The sequence below is a fragment of the Clavibacter phaseoli genome, from assembly GCF_021922925.1.
GTDB classification, from domain to species: domain Bacteria; phylum Actinomycetota; class Actinomycetes; order Actinomycetales; family Microbacteriaceae; genus Clavibacter; species Clavibacter phaseoli.
This window is the reverse complement of sequence record NZ_CP040786.1, coordinates 1341986-1355799: the sequence shown is the minus strand read 5'-3', so window position 1 is coordinate 1355799 and position 13814 is coordinate 1341986. Positions and strand designations below refer to the sequence as shown.

Here is a 13814-nt window from a genome sequence, read left to right as displayed (position 1 = left end):
GCGGGCGCCTCGGTCACGGTCGGCTCCACGGGCGCCGGAGTCGCGACGGGCGGCTGCGGCTCGGGCGCCTCGGCGACGGGAGCGGGAGGGGTCGGCGCGGGCACCTCGGGGATCAGCGGGGGCCGCGGCTCGGGCGGCTTCTGGGCGTCCTGGAGCTTCTGGGCCTTGGCGGCCTTGCGGGCTGCACGGCCGCGCACCGGGCGGGGGAGGGGATCGGGTCCGTCCTGGGGTGTGGTCACTGTTCGACCGTAGCCCGTGCGCCGTCCGGCTGTCGCTCGCCGCGGCGGCGTCGGACGCCGTGCGGATCCCCGACGCCCGCGCGTCACCGCCCGTGCGCCCCGCGGCCACGGCACCTCCACGCGCGGGCAGGACCCTGGTGCCCGCCACCCCGCGCCCCTAGGCTCGGGAGCCATCCGCGCGGGTCCACCCGCCGCCGTCCGGTCCGAGGGAGTCCCGTGAAGGCCATCCGCAGATTCACCGTCCGTGCCGTCCTCCCGGAGGAGCTGTCCGCGCTGGACGAGCTCGCCGGGAACCTCCGATGGTCCTGGTACGAGCCCACCCGCCGCGTTTTCGCGCACGTGAGCCCCGAGCTCTGGGAGGGGACGGGCCACGATCCGGTCGCGCTGCTCGGCGCGGTCGACCAGGACCGGCTCCGCGAGCTCGCGGCCGACGAGGGCTTCGTCGCGTGGGCCGATGAGCAGCGGCAGGACCTCCGCGCGTACTGCCGGGAGCCCCGCTGGTACCAGTCGCTCGGCGACGACGTGCCCGAGGCGATCGGCTACTTCTCGCCGGAGTTCGGCATCGCGGCCGCGCTCCCGCAGTACTCGGGCGGCCTCGGCATCCTCGCGGGCGACCACCTGAAGAGCGCCTCCGACCTCGGCGTCCCCCTCGTGGGCGTCGGCCTCTTCTACCGCTCCGGCTACTTCCGCCAGGGGATCTCCTCCGACGGCTGGCAGCAGGAGACCTACCCCGTCTTCGACCCCGACGGCCTCCCGCTGCAGGTGCTGCGCGACGCCGACGGCGCGCCCGTGCACGTCGCCCTCGAGCTGCCCGCCGACCGCACGCTGCACGCGCGGATCTGGCAGGCCCGCGTCGGCCGCATCCCGCTGCTCCTCCTCGACACCGACGTCACCGAGAACGACGAGGACCTCCGCCGCGTCACCGACCGGCTCTACGGCGGCGGCGGCGAGCACCGCCTGCACCAGGAGCTGCTGCTCGGGATCGGCGGGGTGCGGGCCATCGCGGCGCATGCGCGCGTCACGGGCGCTCCCGTCCCGCGCGTCTTCCACACCAACGAGGGCCACGCCGGCTTCCTCGGCGTCGAGCGGATCTCCACCCTCATGGCCGACGGCCTCGACTTCGACGAGGCGCTCCAGGTGGTGCGCGCCGGCACGGTCTTCACGACGCACACGCCCGTGCCCGCGGGCATCGACCGGTTCGACGTCGACCTCGTGCGGCAGCACGTCACGGAGCGGCTGCTGCCGGGCGTCCCGCCGGAGCGCGTGCTCGGGCTCGGCGCCGAGGCCCACGACGGCGGATCGCCCGACGTGTTCAACATGGCGCTCATGGGCCTCCGCCTCGCGCAGCGCGCCAACGGCGTCTCGCAGCTGCACGGCGAGGTCAGCCGCGGGATGTTCGCCGGTCTCTGGCCGGGGTTCGACACCGACGAGGTGCCGATCACGAGCGTGACGAACGGCGTCCACGCGCCGACGTGGACGGATCCGATGCTCATGTCGCTCGCGCGCGAGCGCCTCGGCACGTGGGACACCACGGCGGCCGACTGGTCGTCGCCCGCCGTGAGCGACGGCGACCTCTGGGACGTGCGCGGCCGGATGCGCCGCCAGCTCGTCGAGGACGCCCGCCGCCGCGTCGTGCGCGCCTGGCGCGAGCAGAACCCGGGCGCGGTGGAGCCCGCGTGGCTCGAGGACGTGCTCGACCCCGAGGTGCTCACGATCGGGTTCGCCCGGCGCGTGCCGACCTACAAGCGGCTCACGCTCATGCTCCACGACCGGGAGCGCCTCCGCCGGATCCTCACCGACCCGGACCGGCCCGTGCAGATCGTGGTCGCGGGCAAGTCGCACCCGGCGGACGACGAGGGCAAGCGCCTCATCCAGGAGCTCGTGCGGTTCGCGGCCGAGCCGGGGATCCGCGGCCGGCTCGTGTTCCTGCCCGACTACGACATCGGCATGGCGCAGCTGCTCTACCCGGGCACCGACGTCTGGCTCAACAACCCGCTGCGCCCGCTCGAGGCGTGCGGCACGTCCGGCATGAAGGCGGCGCTCAACGGCGCCCTCAACCTGTCGATCCTCGACGGCTGGTGGAACGAGTACTACGACGGCGGCAACGGCTGGGCGATCCCGTCGGCCGACCGCGCCCACGACGGCGCCGAGCGCGACGCCATGGAGGCGACGGCGCTGTACGACCTCATCGAGAACCGCATCGCGCCGCGCTTCTACGAGCGCGACGCGGACGGCGTGCCCGTCGGATGGGTCGGCGACATCCGGCACACGCTCCGGACGCTGTCGCCCGAGCTGAGCGCCGACCGGATGGTGCGGCAGTACGTCGAGCGGCTGTACGTGCCGGCCGGCCGCGCGCAGGCCGTCGTCGCGGCGGACGGATCCGCCCGGGCGCGCGAGCTGGCGGCGTGGCGCGGACGCGTCGCCGCCGCGTGGCCGTCGGTGCAGGTCGCGCACGTCGAGTCGGAGGGCGTCGAGCACCAGGCGCAGGTCGGCGACGAGCTGCGGGTGCGCGCGTGGGTCGCGCTCGGCGGCCTCGGCGCGGACGACGTGACGGTCGAGGTCGTGCACGGGCGCACGGGCGAGGGCGACGTGCTCCAGGACGTGGTGCGGCAGGCGCTCGAGCCCGTCGGCGGATCCGGCGGGCAGCAGGAGTACGCGGGCGCCGTGCGGCTCGCGAGCGCGGGGCCGTTCGGCTACACCGTGCGCGTGGTGCCGCGGCACGAGCTGCTGGCGTCGAGCGCGGAGCCGGGGCTGGTCGCGGTCGCCGTCTGACGCGGGCGGGAGGCGTCCCCCGGGGCGCCTCCCGCGGCATCAGGCCGGGGTGGCCTGGAGCTTCGCGGCGAGCACCTCGGCGAAGCGGGCATAGCCGCGGTCGTTCGGGTGGTTGTCCGGCCCCATCCAGCCGTACGGGTCGGAGGCGCCCTCGCCGACCATGCGCGGGATGTACGCGCCGATCTCGAAGACGTCGGCCCGCGGATCCGCCGACGCCGCATCCCGGAGCGCGTTGATGTAGTCGGCCCACGTCGTGCCGCGGATGGGGAGCGTCGTCCGCTCGTACGGCGGCGTGAAGAGGATGGGCGCCTCGCTCGTGGTGCGGATCAGCTCGATGAGCACGGCCGCGTCGGAGCGCACCTGCTCGGGCGTGCGGACGACCACGTCGTTGATGAGGTGCTCGGGCATCCAGAGGTCGAGCTCGAAGCGCGGGGCCGAGCGGATCCACGTGCTCACGCCGTCGGGACGCGCCCGCTCCGAGAGCTGCCAGAGCTGCGAGCCGGAGTTCCCGCCCTCGATGACGTGGATCCCGCGGTCCTCGTCGCCGTCGAAGAGCCAGGCGCCCTCGAGCTCGGGCTTCCCGCCGGCCCACGCGACCGTGATCGCGTGCTCGGCGGACTCGAGCGGCGGGCTCGTCCAGGTGAGGGATCCGCCGACGTCCGCGCGCACCGTCTCGGGCGCGCCGTCGTCGACCTGCACGGTGATCGCCGCGTCGAGGCCGGGCGCCCACCAGCACACCCGCGCCGAGGTCATGCGCGCGGCGTACGTGCCGGGACCCCCGGCCTCGGTGAGCGCGACCACGCGGCGCCCCCAGCCGTGCCGGCCGCCCGCGGCGGGCGTCCCCGCGAACGCGAAGCCCTGGTCGGCGGGCACGGTGATCTGGTGCCGCGAGGCGACGTAGTCGAGGCCGCCGCGCGCGCCCGACGGGTACGCGCCGCGCAGCCGGTCGCGGAGCTGGGCGGGGTAGGCGTGCTGCAGCGTGGTCGCGCCCTGGCCCTCGGTGATGCTGTCGCCGAGCACGCCGATCGCAAGGCGGCGCTCGCGGACCTGGTCCCGGAGGGCGTAGAAGCCGGCGAGCGCGTCGTCGGGGGCGTAGGTCATGGGGTCGATCGGCGGGCCGCCGGACGCGGTGACGGCGGGCGCGGCGGGATCCCCGGTGCCCGCCGTCGGCGCGGCGGTCGCGCCCGCGGTGGGCGGGGCCGGGCGGGGCGTCGTGGTGCAGCCCGCGACGGCGGCGACGGCGGACAGCGCGGCGAGGCCGCCGCCGGCGACGAGCGCGCGCCGGGTGAGCGTGCGGCGGCGGTCCGCGGGCGGGGCGGGGGACTCGTCGGTCATGTGCGGCGTCCTCGTCGTTCTGGGCGCGGCGGTGCGCGGCGGATCGTGCGGGCGCCTCCAGGAGAGCACACGAGCGCCGCGCCGCGCGAACCCGCGGCGGCCCCCGTCCGGGTCGGGCGGCGGGCGCATCCCCGTCGGGGCGCGGTCAGCCGGCCCGGTAGATCCGCAGGGCCGGGCCGTCGACCTCGACGCGGTCTCCGGGCGCGTCGGACGCCGTCACGAGCTCGGGCCGCTCCCACTCGCTCGACCAGAGGAGGCGCCAGGCGGTCACGCCGTCCTGCTCCGGCAGCGTCACCGTCGCCCGGGACTCCTGCCCGTGGACGACGACGAGCACGCAGCTCGGGTCCTCGGTCTCGGGGGTCGACGTGGTGATCCACTGCAGCGTGCGCGTGCCCGGCGACTGCCAGGCCGACTCCGTCATGGGCGCGCCGTCCGCGTCGCGCCAGGCGAGGACCGACGCGCTCGGCACGCGCGCGTCCGGCTCCGCGTAGCGCACCGGCCGGAGCGCCGGGTTGTCCCGCCGGATCCGGAGCAGGTGGCGCGTGGTCGCCTCCAGGTCCATCCGCCACGCGTCCTCGTCCCAGCGCATCCACGTCGCCGCGTTGTCGAGGCAGTAGCCGTTGTTGTTGCCGCGCTGCGTGCGTCCGCGCTCGTCGCCCATGGTGATCATGGGGATCCCCGCGGAGACGAGCAGCGTTCCGAGCAGGTTGCGCGAGGTGCGCCTGCGGGCGGCGAGGATCGCGGCGTCGCGCGTCGGGCCCTCCACGCCGTGGTTCCACGAGCGGTTCGCGTCGGTGCCGTCGCGGTTCGACTCGCCGTTGCCGCTGTTGTGCTTGCGGTCGTAGGACGTGAGGTCCGCCAGCGTGAACCCGTCGTGCGCGGTGACGAAGGAGACGGAGGCGAGCGGGCCGCGGTCAGCGGCGAAGGTGCCGGAGGATCCCGCGAGGCAGGAGGCCAGCGCGCCCACCCCGTTCGGCGCGCGGCCGCTGCGCCGGGCCTCGGCCACGTCGGCGAGCCAGAAGTCGCGCACGCGGTCGCGGTAGCCGTCGTTCCACTCGCTCCAGCCGGATCCGAACCCGCCCGTGCGCCAGCCGCCCATGCCCACGTCCCACGGCTCGGCGATCATCAGGAGGCCGTCGAGCGCCTCGTCCTCGACGATGGCGCGCAGCAGCGGGTGCGCGGGGTCGAAGTCCACGCGCTCGTCGCGGCCGAGCGTGACGGCGAGGTCGAAGCGGAAGCCGTCGACGCCCATCACGTCGGACCAGTGCTCGAGCGAGTCGAGCACCAGGCGCTGCGCGTCCGGCCGGGACAGGTCGACCGTGTTGCCGCAGCCCGTCACGTCGATGGGCGTCCCGTCCGGCGCGTGCCGGTAGTAGCGCGAGCCGTCGATGCCGCGGAGGCTCGTGATCGGCCCGTCGGCGCCCTCCTCCGCCGTGTGGTTGTAGACGACGTCGAGCACGACCTGGATCCCCGCGGCGTGCAGCGCGTCGACCATGGCCCGGAACTCGGCCGCGACCCCGTCGGCCCCCGCGTCCCGCGCCCGGCGCGTGGCGTAGGGCGCGTGCGGCGCGAGGTAGGCGAGCGTGTTGTAGCCCCAGTGGTTGATCCGGCCCTGCGCGCGCAGCCGCTCCTCGCTCGTGGAGGCGTGCACGGGCAGGAGCTCGACCGTCGTGATCCCGAGGTCGACCAGGCGCTCCACCGTGGTCGCGTGCCCGAGGCCCGCGTACGTGCCGCGGAGCTCCTCCGGCAGCCGCTCGTCGGTCTTCGTGAAGCCGCGCACGTGCAGCTCGTAGACGACCTGCCGGTCGCGCGGCACGACGGGGCGGGAGGCGCGGCGGGCGGCCCGCTCCTCCGCGGGCACCTCGCTCGTGACGACCGAGCGCCACGCGGTGGGGCCCACCTGCACGAGGCCGCGGGCGTACGGATCCAGGAGGTGCCGCGTCGGGTCGAAGGAGTCGCCGGGGGCGGGGTCGCCGTCGACGCGCACGGAGTACGCGGTGCCGGGGACGAGCCGCGCGCTGGATCCCGTCCAGAGGCCCTCGTCGCCCCGCTCCATCGCCACGACCTCCACCACCCGGCGGGGATCGTCGACGTCCGAGACGGTGAGCTCCACGGCGGACGCGCCGTGGCTCACGACGCGCAGCGTGCCGCCCTGGTCGTGGAGCGTCAGCCCCAGGGGCACGGGCGATCCGGGGCGCGGCATGCGACCTAGGGTAGGGGCATGACGGTCTACCTGGACCACGCGGCCACGACCCCGATGCGGCCGGAGGCGATCGCGGCGCTCGCCGGGGCGCTGACCCTGGTGGGGAACCCGTCCTCCATCCACTCGCACGGCCAGGAGGCGCGGCGCGTGCTGGAGGAGGCGCGCGAGGCCATCGCGCGGGCGCTCGGCGCGGACCCGGTCGAGGTGATCCTCACCTCCGGCGGCACCGAGTCGGTGAACCTCGGGATCAAGGGGCTGCACGGCGCGCGCGTCGCGGCGGATCCCCGGCGCACGCGGATCCTCGTGCCCGACGGCGAGCACCACGCCACGGTCGACACGGTCGAGTGGCTCGAGCGGCGCGGGGCCGTCGTGGAGCGGCTCCCCATCGACGCGGTCGGGCGCATCCGGGTCGATCAGGTCGCCGCCGCGCTCGCCGCGGACCCCGGATCCGTCTCCCTGCTCACCTTCCTCGCCGCGAGCAACGAGGTCGGCACGATCCAGCCCGTCGAGGAGCTCGCCGCCCTCGCCCGCGCGCACGGCGTGCCCGTGCACGTCGACGCGGTCGCGGCCCTCGGGCACATGCCGGTCCCGTTCCGGCGCTGGCGCGACGCCGGGGTGCACGCGGTCAGCGTCTCGGCGCACAAGGTCGGCGGGCCCGTCGGCAGCGGCGCGCTCGTGCTCGCGCGGCAGGCGACGGTGGATCCGCAGATCCACGGCGGCGGCCAGCAGCGGCAGGTGCGCTCGGGCACGCAGGACGCCGCGTCCGCGGTGGCGTTCGCGACGGCCGTGACGCTCGCCGTGGCGGAGCTCGACGCCGAGGCGGTGCGCCTCGCGCGCCTCCGCGACCGCCTGGTCGAGAGCGCGCTCCGCGACGTCCCGGGCGCCGTCCTCCGCGGCGACCCGGATCCCGCGGGCCGCCTCCCCGGCAACGCGCACCTCACCTTCGTGGGCTGCCAAGGCGACTCGCTCCTGCTCCTGCTGGACATGGCCGGCGTCTCGGTGAGCACCGGATCCGCGTGCCAGGCCGGCGTGCCCGAGGTCTCGCACGTGCTCCTCGGCATGGGCATCCCCGAGGACGAGGCCCGCGGCGCGCTCCGGTTCACGCTCGGCCGCACGACGACCGACGACGACGTCGACGCGCTCCTCGCGGCGCTGCCCGACGCCGTCGCGCGGGCCTCCCGGGCGGGTCTCGCGGGCCGCGCGGCGCGTAGGCTCACGGGGTGAAGATCCTCGCAGCGATGAGTGGCGGAGTCGACTCCGCCGTGGCCGCCGCCCGTGCCGTGGAGGCCGGGCACGACGTGACGGGCGTGCACCTCGCACTGAGCCGCATGCCGGGGACGCTCCGCACCGGATCCCGCGGCTGCTGCACCATCGAGGACTCGATGGACGCCCGCCGCACCGCCGACCTCCTCGGCATCCCGTTCTACGTGTGGGACTTCTCCGAGCGCTTCGCGGCCGACGTCGTCGACGACTTCGTCGCCGAGTACCAGGCCGGCCGCACCCCCAACCCGTGCATGCGCTGCAACGAGCGGATCAAGTTCGCCGCGCTGCTCGAGAAGGCGCTCGACCTCGGCTTCGACGCCGTCTGCACGGGCCACTACGCCGACGTGCTCCCGGGGCCCGACGGGCAGCCCGAGCTCCACCGCGCGGCGGCGTGGGCCAAGGACCAGTCGTATGTGCTGGGCGTGCTCACGGCCGAGCAGATCGCGCACTCGTACTTCCCGCTCGGATCCACGCCCTCCAAGGCCGAGGTGCGCGCGGAGGCCCAGGCGCGCGGGATCCAGGTGGCGCAGAAGCCCGACAGCCACGACATCTGCTTCATCCCCGACGGCGACACGCGCGGCTGGCTCGCCGACCGCGTGGGCGCGGAGCCGGGAGACATCCTCGACGGCGCGGGGAACGCGATCGGCACGCACCGGGGCGCGGCGGCATTCACGGTCGGGCAGCGCAAGGGCCTCGCGATCGGCACCCCCGCGCCCGACGGGCGGCCGCGCTTCGTGCTGGAGATCCGGCCGAAGGACAACACCGTGGTCGTCGGCCCGCAGGAGGCGCTCGCCATCCGCGAGATCGCCGGATCCTCGTACACCTGGGCCGGCACCCCGCCCACGCGGCCCGACCAGCCGTTCGACTGCGACGTGCAGATCCGCGCGCACGCCGACCCGGTCCCCGCGCGCGCCCGGCTGTCGGGGGTCGACGGCATCATCGAGCTCGTGATCACCCCGCGAGATCCCCTCATCGGCGTCGCCCCCGGGCAGACCGCCGTCGTCTACGCCGGCACGCGCGTGCTCGGCCAGGTCACGATCGACCGCACCGTGAGCGCCGTGGACGACGCCCGGCCGCCGATGCGCGACGCCGCCCTCGTCGGCGCGGCCGCGGGGGAGTGACGCGCGCATGAGCGACACCGCCACCGCATCGCCCGCCGCGGACGACGCCGTCCCGGCCATCACCCCCGCCGACCTCGAGGCCGCCTCCGCCCGGGTCGACGCCCTCCGCACCGAGATCGAGCGCCACCGCGACGAGTACTACGGGGCGGACGCGAGCACCCTCAGCGACGCCGAGTACGACGCGCTCGTGCACGAGCTCGAGGCGCTCGAGGAGGCGCACCCGACCCTCCGCAGCCAGGACAGCCCCACGCAGACGGTCGGCGGCCGCGCCGAGACCACGCTCTTCGCGCCCGTCACGCACGCCGAGCGCATGCTCAGCCTCGACAACGTCTTCAGCGAGGAGGAGCTCGCCGAGTGGGCCGCCAAGGTCGAGCGTGACGCCGGCAGCGGCCGCGTCCGCTACCTCAGCGAGCTCAAGATCGACGGGCTGGCCATCAACCTCCGCTACGAGCACGGCGTGCTCGTCACGGCGGCCACGCGCGGCGACGGCGTCGTCGGCGAGGACGTCACGCAGAACGTCCTCACCATGGGGACGGTCCCCGAGCGCCTGTCCGGCACCGGGCACCCGCCGCTCGTCGAGGTGCGCGGCGAGATCTTCTTCCCCGTCGCGGAGTTCGACGAGCTCAACGCCCGGCAGCTGGAGGTGGGGGAGCGCGTCTTCGCGAACCCGCGCAACGCGGCCGCGGGATCCCTGCGCCAGAAGGAGGAGGGCAAGACCGCCGCCCGCCTCGAGCTCATGCACGCGCGCATCCGGCGCCTCCGCATGCTCGTGCACGGCATCGGCGCGTGGCCCGTCCGCGAGCTGGAGCGCGACGCGCACGTGTCCGCGCAGTCCGAGGTCTACGGGCTGCTGGCCGGCTGGGGCCTGCCCATCTCCACCCACTTCCGCGTGTTCGACGACATCGCCGACGTCACCGCGTTCGTCCGGCGCCACGGTGCGCACCGCGCCGAGGTCGAGCACCAGATCGACGGCATCGTGATCAAGGTCGACGATCTGGGGCTGCACGAGGAGCTCGGCGCCACGAGCCGCGCGCCGCGCTGGGCGACCGCCTACAAGTACCCGCCCGAGGAGGTCAACACGACGCTCCTCGACATCGTCGTGAGCGTCGGCCGCACGGGCCGGGCCACGCCGTTCGCCGTGATGGAGAAGGTCGAGGTCGCCGGATCCGAGGTGCGCCAGGCCACGCTGCACAACCAGCAGGTCGTCAAGGCCAAGGGCGTGCTCATCGGCGACACGGTCGTGCTGCGCAAGGCCGGCGACGTCATCCCCGAGGTGCTCGGCCCGGTCGTCGAGCTGCGCGACGGCACGGAGCGCGAGTTCGTCATGCCCACGCTCTGCCCCGAGTGCCAGACGCCGCTGCGCCCCGCGAAGGAGGGCGACATCGACCTCCGCTGCCCGAACGCGCGCAGCTGCCCGGCGCAGGTGCGCGGCCGCGTCGAGCACGTGGCGTCGCGCGGCGCGCTCGACATCGAGGGCCTCGGCGAGGTCGCGGCGGCCGCGCTCACGCAGCCGCTCGAGCCCGAGGATCCGCCGCTCGAGACCGAGGCGGGCCTGTTCGAGCTGACGATGGCCGACCTCGTGCCCATCACGGTCGTCGTGCGCGACGCCGAGACCGGCATGGTGAAGGTCGACGAGCGGACGGGCGAGGCGAAGCGCGTCACGCCGTTCCGCCGCAAGCGCGTCGCGAAGCGCGACGGCGCGTTCGACCCCGAGCGGCCGTGGGGCGACGAGGACAGCGTCCCGTCGAAGTCCGCCGAGGTGCTGCTCGAGAACCTCGAGAAGGCGAAGACGCAGGACCTCTGGCGGATCCTCGTGGCGCTCAGCATCCGCCACGTCGGCCCGGTCGCGGCGCGCGCCCTGGCCGGCTGGTTCGGCTCCCTCGACGCCATCCGCTCCGCCAGCCGCGAGGAGCTGGCCGCGGTGGACGGCGTGGGCGGCATCATCGCCGACGCGCTGCTCGACTGGTTCGAGGTCGACTGGCACCGCGAGATCGTGGACCGCTGGGAGAGGGCGGGCGTGGTCACGGCCGTCCCCGGCCACCCCGGTCCGGGCGCCGCGGCCGCCGCGGGCGGCGTCCTCGCCGGGCTGACCGTCGTGGCCACCGGCTCGCTCGACGGCTACACGCGCGAGGGCGCGCTCGAGGCGATCATGGCGGCGGGCGGCAAGGCCGGATCCAGCGTCAGCAAGAAGACCCACTACGTCGCCGCCGGTCCGGGCGCCGGCTCCAAGCTCGGCAAGGCGGAGGCGCTCGGCGTGCGGATCATCGACGCGGCCGAGTTCCGCCTGCTGGTGGAGCAGGGACCCGACGCCATCGCCCTGCCCGACGCGGATCCCGCGCCGGAGGAGGCGGGCGCCGCGCCCGACGGCGAGCCGGCGGAGACCGAGCCGCCCGCGCCGAAGCGCGCCCGGAAGCGGAAGGCCGCGGCCGAGGCGGATCCCGCGAGCCCGACGGACGCCGACACCGAGCCGGGGGATCCCGCGACCACCCCCTGATCGGGCCTCCCGCCCGACACGTCGCGCCGATACCATGGGCGGACGCGTCGGCGCGGGCGCGCCATCCGCAGGCGCCGGCCCTCCCACGCCGGCTCTCTGGGGGATCTCGAACCGTGACGACTCGCGTCCGCGTGCTGCTCGCCGCCTCGGCCATCCTGTGCGGGCTGGTCGGGTCGCTCGTCGCGCCCGCGACCACGGCCGGAGCGGCGACCCGCCCGATCGCCGTCCTCGCCGGTCCGGACGCCGCGGATCCCGCCACCGGCGCGCACCTGCCGAGCCCCGCGCGGGTGATCCAGCAGCTCCGCGACCCGGAGGCCTCCGACCGCACGCTCCGCGACACGTCCCCCGTCGCGCTCCTCGGGGCGCTGCCCGCGCTCGACGCGCCGGAGCTCCGGACGCTCGCGCGCGCGATCCCGGAGACGATCCGGGAGCTCGTCCGCCGCCCGCCCGCCGTGTCCGGCGTCGCCGCGTGGTGGTCGGGACTCGCGCCCTCCGAGCGCCGCGACCTCGCCCAGGGCATCCCCGAGCTCGTCGGGAACCTGGAGGGCATCCCGGTGGTCGAGCGCGACGCCGCCAACCGCCGCCTGCTCGCCGAGCGCGAGCGCGAGCTGCACGCCGAGGCCGCGACGACGCCGGGTCGCGGCGCGCAGCAGGCGGTCGGGCGCGACCTGGACATGCTCGCCGAGGTGCGTCGGGCGCTGGAGCCCGCGGTGGGCGGCCCCGCGCGCTCGCTCCTGACGCTCGACACGACGTGGCCGGGACGCGCCGGCATCGTGATGGGGGACCTCGACACCGCGGCGTACGTCGGGATCGTCGTGCCCGGCATGTTCTACTCCGTGTCCGACCGCCTGGTCGACTGGACAGACGTCGCCGCGCGCCTCCAGCAGCAGCAGACCACCCTGCTCGGCGCGAGCGCGGCGCAGGGCGCGGGCGGCGTCGCCACCATCTCCTGGATCGGCTACCGCACGCCCGACCTCCTCGGCATCGGCTCGCTCGACCTGGCGCACGAGGGCGCGCAGTACCTCGAGGGCGCGATCCAGGGGATCCAGGGCCTGCGCCGCGACGACCCGCCGTACGTGACGGTCATCGCGCACTCGTACGGCTCGACCGCGGCGCTGCTCGCGCTGTCGAGCGGGCGGGCGTCCGTCGACGCGCTGGCCGTCGTCGGGTCCCCGGGCGGCGCCGTGCGCGACGCCGGGCAGCTCGACGTCCCCGCCGGGCGGGTGTTCGTGGGCGAGGCCCCGTGGGATCCGGTGGTCGGCTCGTCGTACTTCGGGTCGGACCCGGGCAGCGCGTCGTTCGGCGCCGCGCACTTCGGGGTCACCGGGACGGGCGCGTCCGGGGGCGTCTCGGCCGACGGATCCCTCGTGGGCGTCGTCGGGCACAACAGCTACTTCGACCGCGGCACGGAGTCCTTCCGGAACCTCGCGCTCATCGGCATCGACCGCCCGGTCGCGCGCGACGTGCTCGCCGACGCCAGCGGCAGGTAGCGGGCCCGCGCGTCAGCCGCGGCTGCGCTCGGCGTACTCCAGCCGCACGTCGTCGGGGCCCGTCGCGACGAGGTGGCCGTCGTCCACCTCGAGCGACGACACCCGGGAGAGGTCCTGGAGGTAGCGGGCCTCGAGGCCGCCGTCCTCGCACGCGAGCTGGCCGGGGACGACCCCGGCGAGCATCCCGTCGCCCTTCCCGGCCATCGTGCCGGAGTAGTCGTTGCAGGGGCCACGGCCGCTGACCCCGCCGCCGCCGACCCGCATCGTGATGAGCGCGTCACCCACGTCCAGGTCGCCCGCGGCGTCGGATCCGGACACGAGGTGCCAGTTGCCGCGCACGTCGCTGACGGGCGCGCATCCGGCGAGCGGCGCGAGAGCCAGCGCGGCGACGGCGACGGCGGCGACCGCGGCCCCTCGGGGTCGTCCGGATCGGCGGCGGGCGGGGATCCGGGCTGCGGTGGGCATGGGGGTCACGCTAATAGAATCTCCCGGTACCCCCGCACACAGTCCTTTGGAGACGCATGCCCGACACCCGGCCCGAGCCCGCCGACGCGACCAGCGGGGACGAGACCCCCCAGGCGCCGACCCCCACGGAGCAGATCAGCCGGGAGCAGGTGGAGCACCTCGCCGGCCTCGCGCGCATCCGCCTGAGCGCGGAGGAGATCGACCAGCTCACGACCGAGCTCGGCCTCATCGTGGAGTCGGTCGCGAAGGTCACCGCGGTCGCGGGACCGGACGTCCCCGCCACGAGCCACCCGATCCCGCTCGTGAACGTCTACCGGCCCGACGTGCCGGGCGAGACGCTGACCACCGCCCAGGCGCTCGCGGGCGCACCCGAGCACGACGGATCCCGCTTCAAGGTGTCGGCGATCCTCGGCGAAGAGCAGTAGGAGCACC

General features: G+C 75.6%; 9 protein-coding genes. 6 read left to right on the top strand and 3 right to left on the bottom strand.

Features of this window, described 5'->3' with window-relative positions:
• Window positions 1-455 precede the first annotated feature (455 nt).
• Window positions 456-3011 carry an alpha-glucan family phosphorylase gene (gene glgP / locus FGI33_RS06300; RefSeq protein WP_119435172.1) on the top strand — a complete coding sequence of 852 codons (2556 nt, stop codon included), beginning with the start codon at window positions 456-458 and terminating at the stop codon, window positions 3009-3011.
• 39 nt (window positions 3012-3050) lie between these two features.
• Here glgP and FGI33_RS06295 read toward each other — a convergent pair whose 3' ends face one another.
• Both FGI33_RS06295 and FGI33_RS06290 read right to left on the bottom strand, forming a co-directional pair.
• Window positions 3051-4346 (bottom strand): SGNH/GDSL hydrolase family protein, encoded by a 1296-nt coding sequence (locus FGI33_RS06295; RefSeq protein WP_237582401.1) that lies wholly within the window; start codon window positions 4344-4346, stop codon window positions 3051-3053.
• A gap of 145 nt (window positions 4347-4491) precedes the next feature.
• Window positions 4492-6549, bottom strand: a complete 2058-nt coding sequence (locus FGI33_RS06290) for a glycogen debranching protein (RefSeq protein ID WP_119435397.1) — start codon at window positions 6547-6549, stop codon at window positions 4492-4494.
• A gap of 18 nt (window positions 6550-6567) precedes the next feature.
• Between FGI33_RS06290 and FGI33_RS06285 the strand changes: the two genes are divergently transcribed.
• From FGI33_RS06285 to FGI33_RS06270, 4 genes are all read left to right on the top strand, one after another.
• Window positions 6568-7773, top strand: a complete 1206-nt coding sequence (locus tag FGI33_RS06285) for a cysteine desulfurase family protein (RefSeq protein WP_237582400.1) — start codon at window positions 6568-6570, stop codon at window positions 7771-7773.
• Window positions 7770-8933 carry a tRNA 2-thiouridine(34) synthase MnmA gene (gene mnmA / locus FGI33_RS06280; RefSeq protein ID WP_182623332.1) on the top strand — a complete coding sequence of 388 codons (1164 nt, stop codon included), beginning with the start codon at window positions 7770-7772 and terminating at the stop codon, window positions 8931-8933. The genes FGI33_RS06285 and mnmA overlap by 4 nt, the downstream gene beginning before the upstream one ends.
• Window positions 8934-8940: 7 nt before the next feature.
• Complete coding sequence (ligA, locus tag FGI33_RS06275) at window positions 8941-11427, top strand: NAD-dependent DNA ligase LigA (protein WP_237582399.1); 2487 nt, start codon at window positions 8941-8943, stop codon at window positions 11425-11427.
• A 113-nt stretch (window positions 11428-11540) separates the two neighbouring features.
• The gene (locus FGI33_RS06270) at window positions 11541-12917 is read left to right on the top strand and encodes an alpha/beta hydrolase (protein ID WP_237582398.1); all 1377 of its coding nucleotides are present in this window, start codon (window positions 11541-11543) and stop codon (window positions 12915-12917) included.
• A gap of 12 nt (window positions 12918-12929) precedes the next feature.
• Here FGI33_RS06270 and FGI33_RS06265 read toward each other — a convergent pair whose 3' ends face one another.
• Window positions 12930-13382 (bottom strand): META domain-containing protein, encoded by a 453-nt coding sequence (locus FGI33_RS06265; protein WP_237582397.1) that lies wholly within the window; start codon window positions 13380-13382, stop codon window positions 12930-12932.
• A gap of 56 nt (window positions 13383-13438) precedes the next feature.
• Here FGI33_RS06265 and gatC point away from each other — a divergent pair, with 56 nt between their 5' ends.
• Window positions 13439-13807 carry an Asp-tRNA(Asn)/Glu-tRNA(Gln) amidotransferase subunit GatC gene (gene gatC / locus FGI33_RS06260; protein ID WP_015490093.1) on the top strand — a complete coding sequence of 123 codons (369 nt, stop codon included), beginning with the start codon at window positions 13439-13441 and terminating at the stop codon, window positions 13805-13807.
• Window positions 13808-13814: the final 7 nt, after the last annotated feature.

Excerpts from the sequence above, each read along its gene's own strand:
- FGI33_RS06295 (WP_237582401.1), bottom strand. The coding sequence starts at position 4,346 with ATGACCGACGAGTCCCCCGCCCCGCCCGCGGACCGCCGCCGCACGCTC.
- FGI33_RS06265 (WP_237582397.1), bottom strand. The coding sequence starts at position 13,382 with ATGCCCACCGCAGCCCGGATCCCCGCCCGCCGCCGATCCGGACGACCC.
- FGI33_RS06290 (WP_119435397.1), bottom strand. The coding sequence starts at position 6,549 with ATGCCGCGCCCCGGATCGCCCGTGCCCCTGGGGCTGACGCTCCACGAC.
- ligA (WP_237582399.1), top strand. The coding sequence starts at position 8,941 with ATGAGCGACACCGCCACCGCATCGCCCGCCGCGGACGACGCCGTCCCG.
- FGI33_RS06285 (WP_237582400.1), top strand. The coding sequence starts at position 6,568 with ATGACGGTCTACCTGGACCACGCGGCCACGACCCCGATGCGGCCGGAG.
- gatC (WP_015490093.1), top strand. The coding sequence starts at position 13,439 with ATGCCCGACACCCGGCCCGAGCCCGCCGACGCGACCAGCGGGGACGAG.